This window comes from bacterium (assembly GCA_035308905.1).
Taxonomy (GTDB): domain Bacteria; phylum Sysuimicrobiota; class Sysuimicrobiia; order Sysuimicrobiales; family Segetimicrobiaceae; genus DASSJF01.
On record DATGFS010000034.1, the window covers coordinates 1 to 21,338 of the forward strand.

General features: G+C 68.2%; 20 protein-coding genes and 3 tRNA genes. 4 read left to right on the forward strand and 19 right to left on the reverse strand.

Features of this window, described 5'->3' with window-relative positions; all coding sequences use genetic code 11:
• On the forward strand, positions 1 to 126 hold a 126-nt coding region (locus tag VKT83_11080; GenBank protein ID HLY22999.1), incomplete at its 5' end, for an integrase.
• A gap of 182 nt (positions 127 to 308) precedes the next feature.
• Here the strand turns inward: VKT83_11080 and VKT83_11085 are convergent.
• Positions 309 to 384, reverse strand: a tRNA-Val gene (locus VKT83_11085).
• A 182-nt stretch (positions 385 to 566) separates the two neighbouring features.
• On the opposite strand from VKT83_11085, the gene VKT83_11090 reads away from it, so the two are divergent.
• Positions 567 to 1,877 carry a DUF1343 domain-containing protein gene (locus VKT83_11090; GenBank protein HLY23000.1) on the forward strand — a complete coding sequence of 437 codons (1,311 nt, stop codon included), beginning with the start codon at positions 567 to 569 and terminating at the stop codon, positions 1,875 to 1,877.
• Here the strand turns inward: VKT83_11090 and VKT83_11095 are convergent, their stop codons facing one another.
• The 11 genes from VKT83_11095 to VKT83_11145 all read right to left on the reverse strand — a co-directional run bounded on the left by VKT83_11095 (position 1,878) and on the right by VKT83_11145 (position 11,992).
• Entirely contained in the window at positions 1,878 to 3,131 is a 1,254-nt protein-coding gene (locus VKT83_11095; protein HLY23001.1) for a sugar ABC transporter substrate-binding protein, read from the reverse strand.
• 2 nt (positions 3,132 to 3,133) lie between these two features.
• Positions 3,134 to 5,224, reverse strand: coding sequence for an elongation factor G (gene fusA / locus VKT83_11100; GenBank protein HLY23002.1), 2,091 nt, complete (start codon positions 5,222 to 5,224; stop codon positions 3,134 to 3,136).
• A gap of 16 nt (positions 5,225 to 5,240) precedes the next feature.
• Complete coding sequence (locus tag VKT83_11105; protein ID HLY23003.1) at positions 5,241 to 6,227, reverse strand: D-2-hydroxyacid dehydrogenase; 987 nt, start codon at positions 6,225 to 6,227, stop codon at positions 5,241 to 5,243.
• Positions 6,217 to 7,839: a lysine--tRNA ligase gene (lysS, locus tag VKT83_11110; protein ID HLY23004.1), complete on the reverse strand. Its 1,623-nt coding sequence runs from the start codon at positions 7,837 to 7,839 to the stop codon at positions 6,217 to 6,219. The genes VKT83_11105 and lysS overlap by 11 nt, the downstream gene beginning before the upstream one ends.
• 8 nt (positions 7,840 to 7,847) lie before the next feature.
• Positions 7,848 to 9,173 carry a folylpolyglutamate synthase/dihydrofolate synthase family protein gene (locus VKT83_11115; protein HLY23005.1) on the reverse strand — a complete coding sequence of 442 codons (1,326 nt, stop codon included), beginning with the start codon at positions 9,171 to 9,173 and terminating at the stop codon, positions 7,848 to 7,850.
• Positions 9,170 to 10,081: a tetrahydrofolate dehydrogenase/cyclohydrolase catalytic domain-containing protein gene (locus tag VKT83_11120; protein HLY23006.1), complete on the reverse strand. Its 912-nt coding sequence runs from the start codon at positions 10,079 to 10,081 to the stop codon at positions 9,170 to 9,172. The genes VKT83_11115 and VKT83_11120 overlap by 4 nt, the downstream gene beginning before the upstream one ends.
• 2 nt (positions 10,082 to 10,083) lie before the next feature.
• Complete coding sequence (locus VKT83_11125; protein ID HLY23007.1) at positions 10,084 to 10,356, reverse strand: HU family DNA-binding protein; 273 nt, start codon at positions 10,354 to 10,356, stop codon at positions 10,084 to 10,086.
• Between the two features lie 14 nt (positions 10,357 to 10,370).
• A tRNA-Gly gene (locus VKT83_11130) sits at positions 10,371 to 10,444 on the reverse strand.
• Between the two features lie 103 nt (positions 10,445 to 10,547).
• The gene (locus tag VKT83_11135; protein HLY23008.1) at positions 10,548 to 10,895 is read right to left on the reverse strand and encodes a hypothetical protein; all 348 of its coding nucleotides are present in this window, start codon (positions 10,893 to 10,895) and stop codon (positions 10,548 to 10,550) included.
• A 151-nt stretch (positions 10,896 to 11,046) separates the two neighbouring features.
• A tRNA-Tyr gene (locus tag VKT83_11140) sits at positions 11,047 to 11,133 on the reverse strand.
• Positions 11,134 to 11,224: 91 nt separating this feature from the next.
• The gene (locus VKT83_11145) at positions 11,225 to 11,992 is read right to left on the reverse strand and encodes an SDR family NAD(P)-dependent oxidoreductase (GenBank protein ID HLY23009.1); all 768 of its coding nucleotides are present in this window, start codon (positions 11,990 to 11,992) and stop codon (positions 11,225 to 11,227) included.
• A 93-nt stretch (positions 11,993 to 12,085) separates the two neighbouring features.
• Here VKT83_11145 and VKT83_11150 point away from each other — a divergent pair, with 93 nt between their 5' ends.
• A complete protein-coding gene (locus tag VKT83_11150; protein ID HLY23010.1) occupies positions 12,086 to 12,448 on the forward strand; it encodes a DUF2628 domain-containing protein in 363 nt (120 codons plus the stop codon).
• Between the two features lie 59 nt (positions 12,449 to 12,507).
• On the opposite strand, the gene VKT83_11155 is transcribed toward VKT83_11150, so the two are convergent.
• From VKT83_11155 to VKT83_11175, 5 genes are all read right to left on the reverse strand, one after another.
• Positions 12,508 to 12,825 (reverse strand): heavy metal-associated domain-containing protein, encoded by a 318-nt coding sequence (locus VKT83_11155; GenBank protein HLY23011.1) that lies wholly within the window; start codon positions 12,823 to 12,825, stop codon positions 12,508 to 12,510.
• A 117-nt stretch (positions 12,826 to 12,942) separates the two neighbouring features.
• Positions 12,943 to 13,845: a nickel transporter permease gene (gene nikC / locus VKT83_11160; protein HLY23012.1), complete on the reverse strand. Its 903-nt coding sequence runs from the start codon at positions 13,843 to 13,845 to the stop codon at positions 12,943 to 12,945.
• Entirely contained in the window at positions 13,802 to 14,815 is a 1,014-nt protein-coding gene (locus VKT83_11165; protein ID HLY23013.1) for an ABC transporter permease, read from the reverse strand. The genes nikC and VKT83_11165 overlap by 44 nt, the downstream gene beginning before the upstream one ends.
• 48 nt (positions 14,816 to 14,863) lie before the next feature.
• Entirely contained in the window at positions 14,864 to 16,459 is a 1,596-nt protein-coding gene (locus VKT83_11170) for an ABC transporter substrate-binding protein (protein HLY23014.1), read from the reverse strand.
• Between the two features lie 302 nt (positions 16,460 to 16,761).
• The gene (locus tag VKT83_11175; GenBank protein HLY23015.1) at positions 16,762 to 17,136 is read right to left on the reverse strand and encodes a cupin domain-containing protein; all 375 of its coding nucleotides are present in this window, start codon (positions 17,134 to 17,136) and stop codon (positions 16,762 to 16,764) included.
• 230 nt (positions 17,137 to 17,366) lie between these two features.
• Between VKT83_11175 and VKT83_11180 the strand changes: the two genes are divergently transcribed.
• Positions 17,367 to 18,803: a GGDEF domain-containing protein gene (locus VKT83_11180; GenBank protein ID HLY23016.1), complete on the forward strand. Its 1,437-nt coding sequence runs from the start codon at positions 17,367 to 17,369 to the stop codon at positions 18,801 to 18,803.
• Between the two features lie 365 nt (positions 18,804 to 19,168).
• Here VKT83_11180 and VKT83_11185 read toward each other — a convergent pair whose 3' ends face one another.
• Positions 19,169 to 19,735, reverse strand: a complete 567-nt coding sequence (locus tag VKT83_11185) for a Spy/CpxP family protein refolding chaperone (protein HLY23017.1) — start codon at positions 19,733 to 19,735, stop codon at positions 19,169 to 19,171.
• A gap of 275 nt (positions 19,736 to 20,010) precedes the next feature.
• Entirely contained in the window at positions 20,011 to 21,168 is a 1,158-nt protein-coding gene (locus VKT83_11190) for a hypothetical protein (GenBank protein ID HLY23018.1), read from the reverse strand.
• Positions 21,169 to 21,338: the final 170 nt, after the last annotated feature.

Consider the following 21,338-nt stretch of genomic DNA (forward strand, 5'->3'; position numbering starts at 1 on the left):
GAAGTGCACGACGATATCTGGCTGGTCAGCTTTATGGACTATGACTTGGGCTACTTTGATCTCGAGACGCGCGTGCTCGAACCGCTCGACAATCCGTTTGGGCCGAAAGTGTTACCTATGTCTTAAGTACGAAGTGTTACCTATGTCTTAAGTACGAAGTGTTACCCATGTCTTAGGTACGAAGTGTTACCTATGTCTTAGGTACGAAGTGTTACCTATGTCTTAAGTACGAAGTGTTACCTATGTCTTAAGTACGAAGTGTTACCCATGTCTCCGGGTTGGACCTTCCGGGTTGGACCTGATAAATATGGTGGGCGCGCGAGGACTTGAACCTCGGACCTCTTCCGTGTCAAGGAAGCGCTCTGACCCCTGAGCTACGCGCCCGGTCCGGCACCCCAAATCGTATGGCATCGGCCCCCCAGCGTCAAGGCGCACGGATCGCCCGCGTTCGGCCGAGCACACTGGGAAAAACCGTACACAACAAGGCTTTCCGCGCGGTCCGGCGAATGTGAGCGCGAGGCCGGACCCACTCTCGCCGGCCGCATACTACCTGACGGAGCCGAAGGATGACCATAGCAGCGCACGCAAGATACTGGATCCGCCTGCTGCTCATCGTGCTCGTCCCGGCCCTCGTCCTGGCACCGATCGGCCAGGCGCAGAACGCACCGGCCCCGACGCCGAGCGCGATCGCGGTTCAGGCCGTCGGCCCGGTGCGAACCGGCCTCGACGTCATCCTTCGAGACATGCCGGAGGCGCTGCGAGGCAAGCGGATCGGGCTCATCACCAACCCGACCGGCGTCACCCCGGATCTCCGCAGCAGCGCCGACCTCCTCGCCGCCCGGCGCGACATCCACCTCGTCGCGCTGTTCGGCCCGGAGCACGGCATCCGCGGAAGCGGCGGCGCCGGCGCGGCCGTGGCCAATACCACCGATCCGAAGACCGGCCTCCCGGTTTACAGCCTCTACGGCGGCAACCGCAAACCCAGCGCGGCGATGCTGCGCGGGCTCGACGTGCTCGTCTTCGACATCCAGGACGTCGGCGCGCGGTTCTACACCTACGTCTCCACCATGGCGCTGGCGATGCAGGCGGCGGCGGAGAACAACCTGCTGTTCGTCGTGCTGGACCGGCCGGATCCCCTCGGAGGCGACCTCGTCGAGGGCCCCGTGCTCGACCCGCGGTGGTCGTCGTTCATCGGCATGTACCCGATCCCGATCGTGCACGGGATGACGGTCGGGGAGCTGGCGCAATACATCAACGCCGAGTCGCATGTGAACGCGCGGTTGATGGTCGTCAAGATGGAGGGCTGGACCCGTTCGATGTGGTTCGACCAGACGGGCCTGCCGTGGGTGATGACCTCGCCCGGCATCCCGCACTTTGGGACCGCGGTGCTCTACCCGGCGATGGGGCCGATCGGCGACACGAACCTCTCGGTCGGCGTGCTGACGACGAAGCCGTTCGAGTACGTCGGGCAGACGTTCGTGCAGCCGTGGCGGCTGCGCACCGCGCTGGAGGCGCGCCACCCGGCCGGCGTGGCCTTCCGCGAGGTCTACTGGAGCGGCGAGCCGTGGACCGACTCGGGCGGGCCGCAGTACGCCGGGGTGGAGATCCGCGTCACCGACCGCGCGGCGTACCGGCCGGTGCGGCTCACGCTCGACATCATTCAGGCATTCCGACAGCTCTATCCGAACCAGTTCCGCTGGGGCGGCAAGTGGGGCGACCAGTACGTCTTCGACATCGACATGGGCACGGACGAGGTGCGGCGGGCCTTCATCGCCGGCCGCTCGCCCGCGCAGATCGAAGACAGCTGGCAGCCGGCGCTGGCGCGCTTCATGCAGATCCGCGAGAAGTACCTGCTCTACCCCGGCACCGGCCGCTAGTCAGAGCCGGCGGTCCCACTCCCGGGCCGCCCACGTGAGCGCCTGCTGCGGCGTCATCCGGCCGAAGAACGCGCTCTCCACGGCTTCTTGAAACACCCGGAAGAGCTCGTCGCTGTGCGGTGTGACCACGGTCAGGTCACGCGCGATGCTCAATTCACGCGCCGCGATCGCCCGGGCGCGGTCCTCCGGGCTCGTGCCCGGCCGGGTGAAGTACGGATCCGCCGCGGCCCGGCGCGTCGAGGGAAACGCCACGACGACGTGCGAGAAGGCGAGCTGGTTCTCGTCGTTCGTGACGAAGAGCGCGAAGTCCACGGCCTCGGTCCGGTGGCGGCTCTCGACCGGCACCGCGACGTCCATCGTCGGCAGGTCGACGACGTGCCCGTGCCCGAGCGGCATCGGCGCGACCAGCGTCTCACGGTAGGCGTCCGGGCCATCGCTGTGCACACGCTGGATGAACTCCGGGCCAACGACCAGCATGCCGAGCTGCCCCGACGAGTAGCGCTCCGTCGCGCCGAGATAACCCCTCCGCAGCGTGTCGGCCGGAAACAGGTCGTGCTTGAAGAGGTCGACGTAGCGGGCCAGCAGCGCGACGTGGGCCGGGCCGTCGAAGACCGCGCGGCGCCGGTCCGGGGTCAGCACCGCCAACCCTTCCTCCTGGAACAGCGTCAGCATTCGGATCTTGTCGACGTTCGGCATGAACCCGTAGACGCCGGCCTTCTGCTTGATCTGCACCGCGTCTTGAATGTAGTCGTTCATCGTGGCCGGCGGGTGCTGCGGATCGAGCCCGGCGCGTTGGAAGACCGCGCGGTTGTAGGCGAGCACGTCCGGCTCGACGTACCACGGGATGCCGTACGCGCGGCCGCCGACCCGCAGCGACGCCCAGATGTTCGGGAAGTAACGGGCGCGGAGATCCGGCGGCACCGCCGCGTCCATGTCCACGAGCGCACGCTCCTGCGCCATACGGACCGTGAGCTCGGTGTTCAGGTTGACGACGTCCGGGCCGACGCCGCCGGCGATTGCGGACAAGAGCTTCTGGTCGAGGACCTGGTAATCGACGTCGACCCACTTGATCCGGGTGCCGGCGTGGGCCCCCTCGTACCGGCGCACCACGTCCTCGATGTGCGCCGTGAGGTCCGGTTTGAGCGAGATCGTCCAAAATTCGAGCGTCACAGACGGCGCGGAGAACGCCGGGGCGGCGGGGAGCAGCCCCGCCGCCACCGCGACAACCAGTAGTCCGAAGGGAACCCGACGCACGGCTAGTGGTGCGCCTCGACGGCCTCCTTCTGCTTCCGCGCCTCCGCCGTCACCTTGTCGGCGATGTGCGACGGCACCTCGTCGTAGTGCGAGAACGACTGCTCGAAGGTACCGCGGCCGCCGGTCAGCGAGCGGAGATCGGAGGCGTAGCGGAGCATCTCCGCCATCGGCACCTGCCCGCGCACGGTCGTCGTGCCGTCCCCATTCGGCTCCATCCCTTGAATCCGGCCGCGCTTGCTGTTGAGGTCGCCGATGATATCGCCCATCTGCTCGTCCGGGACGTGCACCGCGACGTCCACGACCGGCTCGAGCAGGACGGGCCTGGCCTCCTGCATCGCCTTCTTGAACGCCATCGACGCGGCGATCTTGAACGCCATTTCCGAGGAATCGACGTCGTGGTACGAGCCGTCGACCAGCGTGATCTTGATGTCGACGACGTTGTAGCCGGCGACGACGCCCTCGTTGATGGCCTCCTTCATGCCCTTCTCGACCGCGGGGATGAACTGGCGTGGAATGGCGCCGCCGAAGATCTTGTCGACGAACTCGTAGCCGCCGCCGCGCGGCTTCGGATCCATTTCGATCCAGCAGTCGCCGTACTGGCCGCGGCCGCCGGTCTGCTTCTTGTACTTGCCCTGGACGCGGGCGTGGGCGCGTACGGTCTCACGGTACGGCACGCGCGGCACCGACAGCACGACGTCGACGCTGAACTTCCGGCGCAGGCGGTCGGCCACGATCTCGAGGTGCGACTCGCCCATGCCGGAGATCAACGTCTGGTGCATCTCGCTCCCGCGCTGCACCTGGAGCGTGTGGTCTTCTTCGGTCAGGCGCGCCAGCGCGCTGCCGAGCTTGTCCTCGTCGGTCTTGCTCTTCGGCTCGACCGCCATCGCGATCGCCGGCTTCGGAAACTCGATCGGCGGCAGCGCGACGGGCTTGTCCTTGTCGGTCAGCGTGTCGCCGGTCGCGGTCTCGGCGAGCTTGGCGACCGCGCCGACGTCGCCCGCCGGCAGTTCGGGCACGGGCTCCTGGTGCTTGCCGCGGAGCACGAACAGCTGGCCGATGCGCTCCAGTTTGTGGTGGCCGGCGTTCCAGACCTGGGAATCGGACTTGAGCGTGCCGCTCACGACCTTCAAGTACGACAGCTTGCCGACGTACGGGTCGGCCATTGTCTTCCAAACCTGCGCGGCGAGGACGCCCGCGGGATCCGGCGGCAGCGTGATCTCTTCGCCCTTGGCGCTCCGCGCCGCCACCGGGCCCCGCTCGCCGGGGGCCGGGAACAGGCTCACGATCCCGTCGAGCAGCGGGGCGACCCCGAGGCCGTTGTGCGACGCCGCGGCGCAGAACACGGGAACGATCGTCCCGGCCCGCACGCCGGCGTGCAGACCCTTCGTCACCTGTTCGGCCGTCAGCTCGCCCTTCTCCAGATAGACCTCGGTGAGAGCGTCGTCGGATTCCGCAATCGCCTCGACGAGCCGCTCGCGCGCGGCGCGCGCGGCATCCATCACATCCGCGGGGACCTTGTCGGGAGGAATGGGCCCCGACGCACCGTGGGCCCGCATCTCCAGCAGGTCGACGACGCCGGTGAAGGAGCCCTCCGCGCCGATCGGCCACTGCACCGCGATCACGCCTCTCCCGAACTTCGTCTGCACCGCGTCCAGGATGCGGGCGAAGGCGGCGTTTTCACGGTCCATGCGGGTGACGACGAAGGCGCGGCCGCGCTGCTCGCCCGAGGCGAGGGCCCAGGCCTTCTCCGTCTGGACCTCCACCCCGGAGACCGCGTCCACGGCGATGAGCACGCTCTCGACGGCGCGCATTGCGCCGGCCAACTCGCCGACAAAATCGGGGTAGCCCGGCGCGTCGACGAGGTTGATCTTGTGGTCCTTCCATTCGAGCGGCGCGATCGCCGCGCTGATCGTGATCCGCCGGCGGGCTTCCTCGGGATCGAAGTCCGTCGCCGTTGTGCCGTCCTCGACGCGGCCCATCCGGTCGATCGCTTTCGCGGCGAACAGCATCGCCTCGACGAGGGTGGTCTTCCCGGTGCCGCCGTGGCCGGCCACGGCGACGTTTCTGATACGGTCGGACTGATAGCGCTTCATGGCGCCCTCCTACTGTTCAGTATCCCCGCGTCACGTCCACCCGGTTCAACAGCGCCTCCCCGGCGAGGTAGCGCCGGAGGTTTTCGCAGAAGAACGGCACGGCCCTCTCGAGGAAGCCCGGCGACGATCCGGCCACGTGCGGCGTGATGATCAGGCCCGGCAGATGCCACAGCGGGCTCGTCGCCGGCAGCGGCTCCTGCTCGAACACGTCGAGCCCGGCGCCGGCGAGGTGCCCGGACTGGATCGCGGCGGCGAGCGCGGCCTCGTCGACGGTGCCCCCGCGGCCCACGTTGACGACGAAAGCGCCGCGCGGCAGGAGGGCGAGCTCCCGCGCTCCGATGAGGCCGCGGGTCTCGGGCGTCAGCGGCACCGTGATCGCGAGCACTTCGGACGCTTTGAGGACCTCGTCCATCGCCGCCGGCGCGACGACGCGGTCGACGCCCGGCACGGCCGCCCCCGACCGGCGGACGCCCCACACGCGCATTCCGAACGCCGCGGCGCGGCGGGCCAGCTCGGTCCCGATCGTCCCGAGCCCGAGAATGCCCAGCGTCTTGCCGCGGATCACGGCGCCGACGGCGCCGTCGCGCATCCACCGGCCCTCGGCCTGCCGCGCGAGCAGCGCCGGCAGCCGGCGCGTGTGCGCAAGGACGAGCGCCATGATGTGCTCGGCAAGCACGTCGCCGTGAGTGTGCGTGTTCGTGACGAGGATGTCGGTGCCGGCGACGTCCCGGCACAGGTTCTCCACGCCGGCGCCCAACGAGTGCACCCAGCGGAGGTGCTTGGCGCGGGTCGCGCCCTCGCGCAGCGGCCGGAAGCCCACAATCACCTCGGCCTCCGGCGCCTCCTCGAGCCAGCGGGCGCGGTCGCTCACGCGGACGAGGCGCACCCGCGGATCCACCGCCTCGATCGCGGCGGCGTGCGCGCCGCCCGGCGCGGCGTCGGGGTCTGCACCGGGCTTCTGCGCGAGCGCGGCGACGATGACGGGGCGGGGTTCAGGCGGCATCGCGGGCCGCCTCTCTGAGGCGCGCCTGCACGAATCGCGAGTCGAGCGCGGCGAGCAGCCAGCCGGCCTGCGGACCGGAGTCCTTGCCGAGCAGCGCCTGGTAGATCGCGCCGAACGCCTCGCGCGGGCCGAGGCCGAGCTCCGCCTTCAGGGCGTGCAGATGCGTGTGCAACTCTTCCCCGGTCCACCGCCGTGCGGCCAGCGCGTCGGCCACGCGCGCGAGGTACTGCCGCTGCGCGGCCGACAAGGTGGCGGCGCCTTCGGGCAGCGCCGGCCGGATCTCGAACTTCGCCGTGTCCGGCGCGTAGGCGGCCAGCCAGCGCCGCGCGTCCTCGATGCGGCGGGTGAGTTCGGCGCGGTCGGTCTCCGTGAGCGGCGCGCCCTTGTCGCGCTCCACGGCCTCGACGATATCGACCGACGGGATCTGCATCAGCTGGGCGACCTTGGCGAATCGCGGCCGGTAGCACCGCGGCTGCTCCCCGTCGACGCGGGAGAAATAGAAGGTCCGCGCGAGGTCCTCGTTGGCGGCCGCACCGCCCCGCGCAGACGGGGTCTCCCCGAAGTACGCCGCCGCCGCGCGGTCGTATTCATCGTAGAGGCTCGGGATCGTATCCCCGTACGGGTCGAACTCCACCTGCTTGCGCGGGTGCGGCCGCACGATGAGGAAGCGGGCCAGCTCTTCGCGCAGCACCTCGAGGATCTCCCTGGCGGTAACGCCGACGGCCTTGGACGTGCTCATCTTCTTGCCGCCGTACAGCAGAAACTCGTACGCGAACGCGTACGGCGCCGGCCGCCCGAAGATCCGCCCGCTCAGGGCGACGGCGACGTCGTGCGAGCCGCCGCGCGTCATGTGGTCCTTCCCCGCCCCCTCCACCGTCACGCCGAGCGCGTCCCACTTCGCCGGCCACTCCATCCGGTACAGCAGCTTCGCGCCGCCTCGGAACGGCGAGCGGCGGCCGCGGTGGCCGCAGCCCTGGGCCCACGTCACCTTATCCGGCGCGCAGACATACTCGACCTCGTCGCCGTCCCACGTCAGGATGTTGGTAGTGCCGATGCGGCCGCAGTGCTCGCAGAGCACCTGCACCGGCCACCAGTGCTCGTCGATCCGCTTGCTCGAGGTCACCTCGCGCCAGATCTCGCGGATCTCCGCGACACGGTCGAGGGCGAGCCGGATGCCCCGGTCGAAGCCGCCGGCCCGGTACATCTCGGACGTCCGGTAGATGCGCGGGTGAGCGCCGAGCCGGGTGAACACCGCCTCGAACTCGTCGGCGAAGTACCGTCCGTAGTTGGGCGCGGCAGCGGCCGGCCGGCCCCCGGGCGCCCCAGCGGCGTCCTCCGGCGGCGCCGGGATCTCGGCGAGCGGCATGCCCATGTACCGCGCGTAGTCCGGCAGCGACGGCGGCAGGTCGTCCATCGGGTCGTAGTCGTCGAACCCGTACAGGAAGGTCGTCTCGACGTCCTTATCGCGCAGCGCGCGCGAGATGCACTCGTGCATCAGCACGCCCCGCAGGTGCGCAACGGTGACGTGTCCGGACGGCGTTTTGGCGTCGTTGACCACATGGGGACCGGGGGAACGCTTGAGGAGGTTCTCGACGAGCAGGTCGACCCACATGGTTCCGCTTAGGTTCTGGCCGGTTCGAAAGCGCTCCTTCGGAGCAGCCGGCCGCGCGCCTCGCCGACGAAGTAGAACGAGCCGGTGACGACCAGGACGTCGTCGGGCCCGGTCAGCTGCCTCGCGCGCGCCACCGCGGCCCGCCGGTCGTCCACTGCTTCCACGTGCGGCGTGTACCGCCGCACCTCCGCGGCGAGGTCCGCGGCCGCGAGCGCGTGCGGATTGTCGGGGGTCGTCGTCACGACGGCGGCGGCGAGCGGCGCGAGCAGCGCGGTGACGGCGTGGTAATCCTTCGTCGCGAGCATGCCGAAGGCCACGACGAGACGCCGGCCGCCGAGCAGTTCGCCCAGCGTGGCGCACAGCGCGGCCATCGACGCGGGATTGTGTCCGACGTCGACGATCGTGTACGGCCGCCGCGCCACGAGCTCCACCCGCGCCGGCCACCGCACCCCGGCGATGCCGGCGCGCACCGCGTCGGCGCCGAGCGCCGGGACGAGCTCTTCCGCCGCGGCCACCGCGGCGGCGGCGTTCACGGCCTGGTGGCGTCCGAGCAGCGGGATCGCGACGTCGTAGGTGCCGCGGCGCCCGCGGATGCGCGCGGCCACCCCGTCGAGCGACGAGGAGACGATCTCGTATCCGATCTCGCGCCCGACGAGCAGCAGCGGGGCCCCCAGGCACCGCGCGGCGTCTTCGATCACCGCCTCCGCCTCCGGCGGCTGCGGCGCCGACACGACGGCCCGCCCGGGCCGGATAACGCCGGCCTTCTCATGCGCGATCTCGGTCAAGGTGTGGCCCAGCAATTCCGTGTGATCGTAGCTGACCGGCGTGAGCACCGACACGATCGGGTCGGTGGTATTGGTCGCGTCGAGCCGGCCGCCGATGCCCACTTCGACCACGGCGACGTCCACGCGGGCCCGCCGGAACGCCAGCAGGGCCATCGCGACGGTCGCCTCGACGTAGGTCGGCGGGCCCCACGGGTCCGCGCGGCCCGCCTCCACGGCCGGGCGGATCGCCTCCACGAGCCGGACGAGCTCCGGGCGCGTGATCATCCGGCCGCCGATCTGGATGCGCTCGCGGTAGTCGACGAGATGCGGCTTCACGGTGAGACCGGTGCGAAGGCCCGCGGCGCCGAGGATACCGGCCAGCATCGCCGCGGTGGATCCTTTGCCTTTGGTCCCAGCGATGAGCGCGCCGCGGAGTCCCGCTTCCGGCCCGCCGAGGCGGTCGAGGAGCGCGCGCATGCGGGACAGTTTGACTTCGTGATAGGGCCGGCGCGGTTGGCCGGAAGGGTGGATCAGGCTGTCGAGATAGTCGAGCGCCTGCGCGTACGTCACGCCTCGTCGTGCTCCAGCTGGCGGCGGGCCGCGGTGAGCGTGTTTTCGAGGACCATCGCGATCGTCATCGGCCCGGTCCCGCCCGGCATCGGGGTGATCGCGCCCGCGACCTCCCGCACCGCGTCGAAATCGACGTCGCCGGCGATCTTGCCGTCGACGCGGGTGAGGCCGACGTCGATGACGACGGCCCCGGGCTTGACCATTGCCGCGCGGATGAGGTGCGGATGGCCCACCGCGGCGACGAGAATATCCGCGCGCCGCGTCTGCGCGGCGAGGTCGGGAGTCCGGGAATGACAGATCGTCACGGTGGCATGGCGGGCCAGCAGCAGCAAGGCGACCGGCTTGCCGACGATGTTGCTGCGGCCGACGACCACGGCCTCGCGCCCCGCTATGAGGTCATGGTGGCCGGCGAGTCCGCCGCCCGGCGGTCCGCCGGCAGGCGAGACGCCGGCGGAGTCGATCAGGGCGATGATGCCGAGCGGCGTGCACGGGACGATGCCGGGCCGTCCAAGCGCGAGGCGACCCATGTTGACCGGGGTAAGACCGTCGACGTCCTTTTCGGGATTGAGGCGCGCGAACACGGCGTCGGCGGCGATCTGCGGCGGCAGCGGCAGCTGCGGCAGGATGCCGTGGACGTCGGCGCGCCGGTTGAGCGTGTCGATGAGGTCAAAGTACTCCGCGGCCGGCACATCCGCGGGCAAGGCAAAGGTCTCCGAGCGGATGCCGACGCGGCCGGCCGCCTTCGCCTTGCTGGCGACGTACGCGTGCGACGCGGGATCGTCGCCGGCCAGGACCGCGGCGAGGCACGGGGCGATCCCGTGACGCTCGGTGAACTCGCTCACCTGCGCGGCGAGGCCGGCGCGCCGGGAGCGCGCAAGCGCGGTGCCGTCGAGAATCGCGGCCGCCAGAGCTAGCCGAGCTCCGCTTTGAGGTCCTTGCCGGCCGTGAACGCGGGGACCTTGCGCGCCGCGATCTGGATTTTCTCGCCCGTGCGGGGATTGCGGCCCTCGCGTGCTGCGCGCGACCGCACCTGGAAGGTGCCGAAGCCGACCAGCGTCACCTTCTCCTCGCGCCGCAGCGCGTCGGTGATGCCGGCGAGGATCGCATCGAGGGTCTGCGACACCTGTTTGCGGGTCTCTCCGGTGGCGGCGGCAACGTGCTCGACGAGCCCTTCCTTGTTCATGGCTCCCTCCGGGGTGGAGCGGGAGACGGGAATCGAACCCGCATCGCCAGCTTGGAAGGCTGGCACTCTACCATTGAGCTACTCCCGCTTGAATAACCTGGTTGCCGGCCGCCAAGTCGGCCGGCGGCGCCAAAATTTATTCTAACAGACGGGCGGCGGGCGGTCCTTCGATTGTCGAGCGGCGGTGGCGCTTACGAGTCGGAGACGAGGGTGGTGATGAGGGCGAGCGCTGCCACCGGTGCGGCCACCGGCACGTCGGCCGCGTCGAGCGTCAGGCTCACATCCGCACGGGCGACCGGCTGGGCGGCGCCGGCGACGAGCACGGGCGCCGCGGCCAGGATCGGAGCGTCGAGCTCGGTCCAGCGCCCGCGCTCCCGTTCCGCGAAGTGCCCGTAGTGGCGGGGGCAAACAAAAATCCGGGGCGGTCCGTACGCTCGCGTGCGCGGCAACTCGACGAAATGCCAGCCGGCTTCGTCTCCGCGCCGCTCCCGGGGGCAGGTGAAGCACTTGACCGTCGACCGGTCTCGTCTCTCTTCCACGGCCGCGCGCGTGATGAAGGGCTCCCCCCTTACAGCAACTCGCCTGGCAAGAACCTCTATGCCCGACTCGGCGCCCTGTTAGACACCGGCTTCGAGCCTCCGAGACGGCGCCTGAGTTTTTATGGAAGAACGACCGACGTTATGAGCAATATGGTGGGGAGGGAAGGATTCGAACCTCCGAAGGCATTCCGCCAGCTGATCTACAGTCAGCCCCCTTTGGCCGCTTGGGTACCTCCCCGTACGACGTTCCGGCCCGGCCCGGTCCTGTTGGACTCTCCGATTGTAGGAGCAATAGGAGGAGGCTGTCAACGGAAACCGTGCCACGCTCACTATCCCCGGCTGTACGGAAGGAAATAACGGCCCGCGCTCGAGCCGCCGTCGACGTCGATCACCGTGCCGGTGACATAGTCCGCGGTCCGCGACGACATGAACAGCACCGCGGCCGCGATGTCTTCCGGCAGACCCATCCGCCCCCACGGAATGTTGGTCATGAGCGTCTGCCGGTATCCCGGATTCACGTCGCTGCGCCGGCCGACGTCGACGAGGCCCGGGGACACGACGTTCACGTGGATGCGGTGCTCGGCGAGCTCCTGCGCCAGCACCTTCGTAAACATGACGATGCCGGCCTTGCTCGCGCAGTAGTGCGAGGCGCCCCGCCGCGCCGACTTGTAGGCGCCGGACGCGATGTTGACGATGTGGCCCGGAATCTTCGCGTCCACCATGCGGCGCGCCACGGCCCGGGACATCCGAAAGGTCCCGGTCAGGTTGACCCCGATCACCTGGTCCCACTGATCGTCCGGCATCTCGATGACCGGGCAGTTGGGGTAGACCGCGGCGTCGTTGACGAGCACCTCGATCGGCCCGACGGCGCGCGCCGCCTCCTCCACGACCCGCTCCGCGTCGCGCACGTCGCCGGGCACACCGGCCGCCCGGCCGGGACCGCCCGTTAAACTGTCGACGGTCTGCGCCACGTGCTCAGGATCAATGTCCACAACCGCGACGTGGGCCCCTTCGCGAACAAACGCTGCCGCGATCCCGCGGCCGATGCCGGAACCACCGCCGGTGACGAGCACCCGCCGGCCCGCAAACTCACCCATGGCTTCCCCCCTGCGGCCGCAAGGCAGCCTCTTGCTCCTGCGCTGCCTCCTGCCGATAGGGAAATTCGGCACGGGTCGCCGAAATACTCGTCCATGGACCTGACGGCCAAGATCGTTCTTCTGATCACGCTTTTCGGTCTGCTGGTGGTCTTTATCTGGTACTCGCGGTCGCGCCCTGCCTACGCGCCCGTGCGCGTGGGCCCGTCGCCGGCGCCGTTCGTCGAGCAGGACGTGACGCAGTATCACACGCCGCCGAAGCTGGGCTGGAACTGGTGGGCCTTCGCCCTCGGACCGGTGTGGTATCTCGCCGAGGGCCTCTGGGTGCACGCGATCATCCTCACGCTTCTGATCGGCCTCTCCGGCGGTATCCTCTGGCCGTTCGCGGCCGTCTACGCGGGCGCCAAGGCGAGCGAGACGCTCGTCGACTTCCGTCTTGCCCGGCACAGCTACTACTAAATAGTCCCGCTCTCGTTCCGCCCCGACGGCGCCGGCCCCGCCGGCGGACCGCGACTTCGCTAGCGGGCGGAGAGGACCCGCCGACGGCTTGTCCGGTGAGCCGCTGCGGCGACGTATACCGCCGGCACCTCCGACACCATCACCGCATCGCGGCTCAACCGATAGCCCGCCTTGACGATCGCGTCGAGCAATTCGCCGCTGCGGATGCGGCTCGGCAGATATCGGTCCGGGTCGAATGCGATGCGCACCCGTCCGGCGGCGACGTTCATAGAAACTGAGCCGACGCCCGCGGTGCGGACGAGGGCCACCTCGAGGGCAACGGGCGAAGCCACGTGATCCAATCCTTCGACGGGGAGTACGACGACGTCGTGGGGCACGATCCGGCTACCTCCGCTGGTGTGTCTTGGCACCAGCGTAGCGACCGTGGATGATCCGGCTGTGAGCGGTGTTTGAGCGTTTGGTTAAGGTTTGAGCCTGGCCGGGCTCGGCGGCATTCACCCCGTCTTGCGGAGGCGCGGATCCAGCACGTCCCGGATGCCGTCGCCGAGCAGGTTGAACCCGAGCACAAGCAGCAGGATGGCCACCGCCGGAAACGTCGCGACCCACCACTGATCCATTAAAAAGGACCGGCCTTCTGAGACCATGATGCCCCACTCGGGGGTCGGCGGCTGCGCGCCGAAGCCGATGAAGGCCAGCCCCGCGGACGTGAGGATGACGCCGCCGATCTCGAGGGTAGCCTGGACGAACAGCGGCGCGACGGCATTCGGAATGAGGTGCCGCAGCACGATTCTGGGGTCCTGGGCGCCCTGGGCCCGGGCCGCCTCAATGTAGTCGCGGTGTCGGAGCGCGAGTGTCTGCGCCCGCGCAAGCCGCGCGTATGAGGTCCAGGAGACGATCGTGATCGCAATCAGGGCGTTCGTCAGGCTCGGGGTGAGAATCGCCGAGATCGCCATGGCCAGCACGAGAGACGGGAAGGCAAGAAACATGTCCGTCACCCGCATCAGCACCTCGTCCCACCATCCCCCGCGCCATCCCGCCGCGGTGCCGGCCGCGACCCCGAAGGCGAGGGCGGCGGAGACAACGGAGATGCCGGAGACGACCGAGATCCGGGCGCCGTAGAGCACGCGGCTGAATACGTCGCGGCCGAGCGAGTCGAGCCCGAACGGGTGGGCGATGCTCGGAGGATCCAGCCGGTGCGCCAGGTCCTGCGCGAGGGGGTTTTGGATCGCAAGGATCGGCGCCGCCGCCGCCGTGACAACGAAACCGGCCACGATGACGAGCCCCACGAGGGTGAGCGGATTGCGCCGGAACGCAGCCCAGACGACCTGCGCCGACGAGCGGACGCCGGCCGGGCTACGTGTACCGGATCTGGGGATCGAGATAGGCGTAGAGGACATCGACGGCGAGGTTCGCGACGGAATAGATGACCGCGATGATCAGGGTGACGCCGAGCACGGCCGGAATGTCGACGTTGACCGCGGAGTTTGTGGCGTACCGGCCGATCCCCGGCCACGCGAAAATGGTCTCGGTCAGCACGGCGCCCGACAAGAGACCGCCGAACGCCAGGCCCACGACCGTGACGGTCGGCAGGAGCGCGTTGCGTAGCGCGTGCGCCAGCACCACCCGGCGCTCCGACACCCCCTTCGCGCGCGCGGTGCGCACGTAGTCCTGCCGGAGGACCTCGAGTAGGCTGCCGCGCGTCATCCGGGTAATAAGCCCGGTCTGATAGTAGCCGAGGACCGCGGCCGGAAGAACCAGGTGCCTCAGGGCATCCTGCAGTGCCGCCCAGTCTCCGGCGAGCAGCGCGTCAACGGCGACCATGCCGGTGATGTGCGGGGGCACGGCGGTGTAGATGTTGAGCTGGCCCGGCCCCGGCAGCACCCCGAGCCGCACGTACAGGACTCCGAGCAGCAGCAGCGCCAGATAGAAGATCGGCAGCGAGGTCCCGGTGAGCGCGAACAATCGCGCGACTTGGTCCGGCCACCGGTCTTTGTACACGGCGGACACGATCCCGGCCGGCATCCCGATGACGATCGCCACCAGCAGCGCCGCCGTCGAGAGCTCCACGGTCGCCGGGAGGTACTGCTCGAGATCGCGGCTGACCGGGCGGTTGTCTTTGATCGAGATCCCGAGATTTCCGTGGGCGAGATCTCGCAGATAGATCACATACTGCACGGGCAGAGGCCGGTCGAGCCCGAACTCGTGGCGCGTCTTTTCCACCAGGTCGGGCGGCGCGTGATCGCCAACGTACGCGATGACCGGATCGGCCGGCACCACGTGCGTGAGCACGAACGTGATTAGCGTCACGCCGAACACGACGAACGCGGTCAGCCCGGCGCGCCGGACGAGGTACTGCAGCAGGGTCATGGTGTCGCGGCGGGGGGACTGAAGATCCGTCCCCCCGCCTGCCCGGCGCTACTGCTTGGTCAGCTGGAAGAAGTCGATGAAGTTCACCGGATCGAAGACGAGGTGCTGGATCCGCTTCGACGCGGCGTTCGAGATCATCGGCTGATACAAGAGCGCGAACGGCCCGTCCTGATTCATGACGTCGTTGATCCGCTTGTAGAGCGCGCCGCGCTGCGGCGTATTCTCCAGCCCGCCGGCCTGGTTGACCAGCGCACTCAGCGGGTCATTATAGTACTGCAGGCGCCAGCAGAGCGACTTCTGCTTGTAGTCCCCAAACGGCTTGGAAAAGTCGTCGGGATCCGGGTAGTCCACGTACCAGTTGGCGAGCACCATCTCCGACTTCTGGCCGCGGTACGTCTGGTACATCTCGGAGGACGCCACCTGGCGGATCGTGACGTTGATCCCGACGGCGCCCAGATCGTTCTTGATCTTCGCCGCGAGGTCGCCCGCCGAGATGCCGCCGGCGGCGGAGCCGCTCGGCGCGAGCATGGTGGCGGAGAAGCCGTTGGCGAATCCGGCCTCCGCCAGGAGCGCCTTGGCCTTGGCCGGGTCGTGCTTGAACGGCAGCGCCGGATCGTAGCCGAAGAGCCCCTTCGGGACGATGCTCTGAAGCGGCAGCCCGTTACCGTTCAGCAGCTGCCGGACAATGCCGTCGTAATCGATCGCCCACCGGACCGCCTGCCGGACCTGGGCCTTGGTGAACGCGGGCACGTTCTTTACGTCCATGCCCACGTACTCTTCGCCGAGGTCGGGGATCTGCGAGACGTAAAACCGGCTGTCGCTCTTGAGCGCTTGGAGCTGCGCCGCCGAGAGGCCGGTCGCGATATCCGCGTCGCCGCGCTCCAGCATGTTCCGCTGCACCGTGTTCTCCTGAATGTTGGGCCACACGATGCGCTTGATCGACGGCGCCCGGCTGAGGTTGTAGTTGGGGTTCGCGACGAGCTCGATCGTCACCAGGCGCTCCCACCGCGCGATTTGGTACGGGCCGCTGCCGGCCGAGTGATCAATCAGCCAGCCGGTACCCCAGTCGTTGTTCGTGACGTGCTGGCGAACCGTCTTGCTGTCGACGATGCCCGCGACGGTGTTCGCCATGATCGACAGAAACGCCCCGGGGCTGAACGCCTCGGGCAGCGTGAAGACGACGGTCTGCGGATCGGGCGTTTTCACGATCTGGTCGACGTTCTTTTCGTCGATCCCCATCTGCGTGATCAGCCACGACGCCGGGTCCTTGGGGATGTTGACGGCCCGCTCGAACGTGTAGAGGACGTCGGCCGCGGTCACCGCGTTGCCGCTGGCAAACTTGACGCCCGGCCGGAGATGAAACGTGTACGTCTTCGCGTCTTTGCTCGACGTCCAGGACGACGCGACGCTGGGCCGCGGATGGGTCAGATCGCCCTGGGCGAACTCGACGAGCGTGGAATAGGCGAGATGGTCCGGCTCGGTGAACTCATAGGACACCTGAGGATCGAGCGAGATGACACTCGAGATGTCCATCGCGATGACGACGGTCTGTTGTGGCGTATAAGCGGTCGCTGACCGGCCGGGCAGCGGTGCCCACGTGGCGATCAGCAAGATCGCGGCGGCAACCGCGACAAGACGTCGCATCCACATCCCCCCCAACAGAATTTGGTGCTGCCAGCAGACCCCGCCGGTAGCCGTCCAGGTCGCGCCCGCGGACCCGCGGCGGGCCACCCTCTACTGACGAGGCGGGAGTCTCGACAGTTCGCGCCGCGTGAAACCGCGGGGCGCTTTCGCCGGAGCGGCGGAGGGCCCCTGCTGCCGCACAGGAACGGTGCGCCAGGGCTTGGCCTGCGGGTCGGCGGAGGGAAGCCCTGACAGAAAAGCGAGGGCGGGTCGGCACTCCTGACCCGCCCTCTTCTTCCCGAAACTCGGTGACCCGCCGGCGCTCAAGCCTTCGCGTAGTGCTCCGCGCTCATGACTTCGATACCGACGAACGGCTCATTGCCTTCCACCCAGCCGTCATGCCCCGGTGGAATCGTGTACGACATTCCCGACGTGATCGTCTTCTCAGCACCGTCGTTCATCTTGACCTTCAGGCGACCGGAGATCGCATAACCTACATGCGCCGCCTGGCACGACTCGGTCTTGACGACAGGCTTGACGCATTCCGACCAGCGCCATCCCGGCTGGAAGATGAAGCGGCCCAATGTGAAACCGCCGAGCTTCACAACCTCGACCCGCGTTTTGTTCGGAGTCCTTACCTCGTCCGGCGTGTCGTGCGACTTTGTCTCCAGTTTTTCGACTTTCATCCCGTTCGACACGGTGCACCCCCCGCTCGCGTGGACGATCACTCGCCTTCAGTAATGCGCAGCCCCCGACCAGATTCGAACTCTTCCTCTGTAATCCCTTGGCAAAGACGAAAGGGAGGATACTCAAAGATTATCTCAGGATAGGCCGAATCACGCAACGCTTAACCAAGCGGCCTGCTCGCACCCGCCATCCACAAGGCGAATCCCCCGGGAGGGTAGAACGATAACGTGGGTGACTACGGATGACCGACAAAGGGTTCCTCACCGTAGCCGAAACGATGGTGCCGACGAGCGCGTCGGTGAATATCGATGATTCAGTTGCAGCCGCAGCAGAAATCCTCCGCCGGGAGGGCCTCATGGGCCTTCCGGTCTGCTCGCAAGGCCGCGTCGTCGGGCTCGTGACTCCAAGGCAGTTGCTGAGGGAGCCTCCCTACCGGCCCGTGGGAACGGTTATGACACGAGAGATTGCTCCAGCGACGCCCGCACTGTCGCTGTTGCAGACACGCGCGCTCATGGTGAGGCAAGGTGTCGAGGTGCTCCCGGTCATCGATGCGGGGGCGATCGTCGGGCAGATCTCCATGGTCGCCGTGTTGAACGCCCAGGGTCAGCAGACCGATCCGTTGACCGGCCTGGCGTGGGCGACCGCCCTGCGATCATGGGCGTCCGCCGCTCTGGCAAGTGGGCGCGAAGTCGGCATCCTGTTTGTCGATCTCGACAACTTCGGTGAAGTCAACAAGGTCCTCGGTCACGTCGCCGGTGACGAAATTCTCCGCGCGATCACGCATTTGCTCGGCGACCTCATCGATCCGTCCGCCGACCTCCTCTGCCGATACGGCGGCGACGAGTTCGTGATCGCCACGACCCGCCGGGCAGATGACGTGCGTGCGCTCGCCGCACGCATCGAGGGCCAAGTCGCGGTCCCGGTGGATATGAATGGCGATCCCAGGAGACTGACGGTGAGCGTCGGTGTCGCGGGCGGCCGAAGAGCCGAGGGCCGAAGGGCGACGCATGTGTCGGCGACCGTCGAAGATCTCCTCAGGCTGGCCAGCCGCGAATCCACCGCCGTGAAGAAAGCGAAGGGCACGATCGCCGCCGCGGCGGTCGGGACCGCCCTCTCGACCGAGGCGGTTGCACCACACGACGCACAATTAAGCGCCGATCAGGCGCAGGCCGCGCCGCTCGTCGCACCTGCCCGCGCGCGCTCCACGCCGACCCGCTGGCACCGTATCGTGCTGGGCGCCGTGGCCGCGGCGGCCTCCTTCGCGCTGGGAGTAGCGCAGAGCGCTTCTGTGCTCCATGGACTCGGCGCGCTGGCCCCCCGTCACGAACGGCCTGCGTCTGCGCTGCCGCCTCCCGTGTTTGTCCCGGCCCGTCGGCCCGACGCGCTCCGCCAGCAAGAGGGCAAGATCGCCCGTGCCGCAGTAAGCGTCGAGCATTCGGTCGCCGAGCCCCACATGCCCGTCCCCGGCTACGTGGTCAGCATCGGGACCTTCGCTACGGGTTTGCAGGCCACGCGCACCATGCGTTTTGTCCGGAGCAAAGGGTACGTCGTCTTTGTGGTGCCCCGGGGGGCGGAGTTTGAGGTGGCCACGTCACGCCTGGGGCATCTCGTCGCTATCGGAGTTGCGGATGCGCTCGAAGATCTGGGCTTCCCGGCGCACCCCGTGCTGCTCCGGTAGGATCTCAAAACGCGTGGGCCAGTGGTAATGTGGAGCCCCCGACCGGATTCGAACCGGTAACCCCCTCATTACAAGGAATCTTCTGCCCAGAATTGTAGTAGCCGTGGCCTGAACCCCAACCTCCTCAGGCGGCCGAGCGCTATGCGCGCGTGTCACCTCGATGGCCTTGGCTGCCACAATAGAGGCAAAATCGTCGGCAGGCGGCGCGCCAGCGTTTGCAACGGGGGCCTGCTCGTCGCAGTTACCCACACAGAAGATGCTCCCGACTTAGAAACCGCTCCTGCCTGATCAAGCAGCCGACAGCTTCGGGTTCCGTAGCGGCCGCCGCGGCGTGATTGTCACCGAGTGTTACCCGCACCCAGCGATCACGGATGCTGATGCGACATCCCCGGCGACTGACCCGGCATCGTATAGCCTCGAAGCGCATCGTACTGAGCGACCTGTGACTCGGATAGTAGCGAGCGCATCACTAGATGGGCACGTAGGTGGGTCGCTCTCAGCCGGCCATAGAGTCCGGCCAGTTCCGCTACCTGCGCCGCCATGTCCCGCTCCGTGATCGTTCGACCGGCGAAGGCACCGCTCAACCGCGCCTCCTGCTCGATGATCTCTGCGCCCAGGCGTTGTGCTTGCGCGATGGTCGTATCCCGGAGGTCCTCGATTTGCTTCACCTGCGCGGGCGAAAGACCAAGCTTGTCCCGCAACTCGAGCGCGTGCACGGGTCCTGGGTACCCATTCAATTCGGCCATCCGGGCGAGGCCGGCGCCTCGACCAGCGCGCAGGTCATCAATCTCTTGCTGGCTCAAACCGCGCACCGGACTGCCCATCTGCGGAGCGTAAGGAGAGGGAGCCGGGCCGGCGGGCTGCGCAAGGGACACGGCGGCCGCTCCGATCAAGATCGACATGACGACAATTCCAGCGAAAAACACGCGCATGCGATGGTCCTCCTCTTGTTGTGTGTGTTCGGCTCTTACGGGCACCACCCGGGAGACCCAGGCCGATGCCGGTAGTGCTCCAGTGTCAGCTCAGCTGGCCTCGGGCGTGCCGAAGAGCCACAACCTCACGCGCCGATGATGACGGAGAGGCAGTGGAGGGGAAGAGCCGGGACGCCGCCCAGATCGCCAGGACAATCACGCCGACCCAGACGATCAGCATCCACAGCACCATCCCGCCCCACATCGCCGCTCACTCCTTCCCCCGAGCCGGGCGCTTACTTCAGATCGCGTTCCTGGATGAACGCACCGTGCCAGACGTGGTACCAGACCTGTCCGGTGGACGCGTTCACGCTGAGCATTCCGATCGGCTTCGCATTCGCGGAGACGTCGAACGTGTAGTAGCCGGGGAACGTCCTCGCCTCGTCCGCTTTCGTCCCCGGACGCTGCGCGTCCAGATACTGTTGCGCGCGGCTCCTCGCTTGGTCGAGCGTGACCGACGCCTCGCCGGATCCTGCTGAGCCCTGGCCGATCGTGTCGGGGCCGAATCCGCCGCCCATCATCGGCCCGCCCGGGCCATGCTGGCCGGGGCCAAACCCGCCGGGGCCGAATCCGTGGCCCATCATGGGGCCACCCGGACCAAATCCGGCGGGGCCACCGTTCGCCATGACACTGCGCATAAACGCCGCCATTCCGCCCTGCACGAGATCATCCACTTCGGACGCGTGCCGCTGCAGCGCGGTCACCGTCGCCGGATCGTCCGACGTTTGCGTGACGATCACGCCGCGTGGCGTCTGCTGGATCCGCGTGCGAATCTTAGCCGCGTTCTGAAAGATCGTCGGGAGCGTGTGGCTTGCCACATTGAATTCGCTTCCGTTCTGCAACCGCTGGGCCATGCTGGCGACGTGTGCTTTGATCAGTTGCGCGACCTGCGGATCGTCGGACTCCGTCACGGTCCGGATGCCGTTTGACAGCTTGGTCACCGACCGTTTGATCTTGTCATGATTCAACAGCAACGCATGGACAAGACGCATATCGGCAAAGAACGCGCTGTCGTGTCGCACCCCGCCGTTCGCTGGGCTGCCCGGTGTGACGCCGCCGGATGAGAGCCCGGGACCCATCATCGGTGTGCCCGGACCTGACCGGCCGGCACCGAACGCGCCGGGGCCGAATCCATGACGCATCATCGGCCCGCCCGGACCCTGCGGGCCGGAGCCAAACCCGCCGGCCATTCGGCCGTACTTTGTGTTCCACATCATGCTCTGCGGTTCGGGATGCACGGCCCCGCTGTCGCGGTCGACGAGGAGCTCGAACGCGCCCTGCCCGGTCGCCGTGTCGGTGACCGCCACGTAGAAGTTATTCGCGAACTCCATGACGTGCGCGGGCGCCACCCCGGAAAGTCCCGACTGCACGATGAACCGCTGGGCGGCGGCCACGGCCTGCTCGATCGACAGCGGCCGGCCGGTCGCCGCCGGCTGCCCTCCCCCCACCGGCCCAACGCCGATTCCCGGCTGCGCCAGCCCGGGGATGGCGAGAAGGCTGAGCACCCCCATCACCGCGACGGCAATCCACGACCGTATGTGCATGTCACTCTCCCTCCCTGAAA

Bases quoted from the DNA above. Each gene is read 5' to 3' on its own strand.
- VKT83_11090 (HLY23000.1), top strand. From the start codon at position 567: ATGACCATAGCAGCGCACGCAAGATACTGGATCCGCCTGCTGCTCATC.
- fusA (HLY23002.1), bottom strand. From the start codon at position 5,224: ATGAAGCGCTATCAGTCCGACCGTATCAGAAACGTCGCCGTGGCCGGC.
- VKT83_11105 (HLY23003.1), bottom strand. From the start codon at position 6,227: ATGCCGCCTGAACCCCGCCCCGTCATCGTCGCCGCGCTCGCGCAGAAG.
- lysS (HLY23004.1), bottom strand. From the start codon at position 7,839: ATGTGGGTCGACCTGCTCGTCGAGAACCTCCTCAAGCGTTCCCCCGGT.
- VKT83_11125 (HLY23007.1), bottom strand. From the start codon at position 10,356: ATGAACAAGGAAGGGCTCGTCGAGCACGTTGCCGCCGCCACCGGAGAG.
- VKT83_11145 (HLY23009.1), bottom strand. From the start codon at position 11,992: ATGGGTGAGTTTGCGGGCCGGCGGGTGCTCGTCACCGGCGGTGGTTCC.
- VKT83_11150 (HLY23010.1), top strand. From the start codon at position 12,086: ATGGACCTGACGGCCAAGATCGTTCTTCTGATCACGCTTTTCGGTCTG.
- nikC (HLY23012.1), bottom strand. From the start codon at position 13,845: ATGTCCTCTACGCCTATCTCGATCCCCAGATCCGGTACACGTAGCCCG.
- VKT83_11165 (HLY23013.1), bottom strand. From the start codon at position 14,815: ATGACCCTGCTGCAGTACCTCGTCCGGCGCGCCGGGCTGACCGCGTTC.
- VKT83_11170 (HLY23014.1), bottom strand. From the start codon at position 16,459: ATGCGACGTCTTGTCGCGGTTGCCGCCGCGATCTTGCTGATCGCCACG.
- VKT83_11180 (HLY23016.1), top strand. From the start codon at position 17,367: ATGACCGACAAAGGGTTCCTCACCGTAGCCGAAACGATGGTGCCGACG.
- VKT83_11185 (HLY23017.1), bottom strand. From the start codon at position 19,735: ATGCGCGTGTTTTTCGCTGGAATTGTCGTCATGTCGATCTTGATCGGA.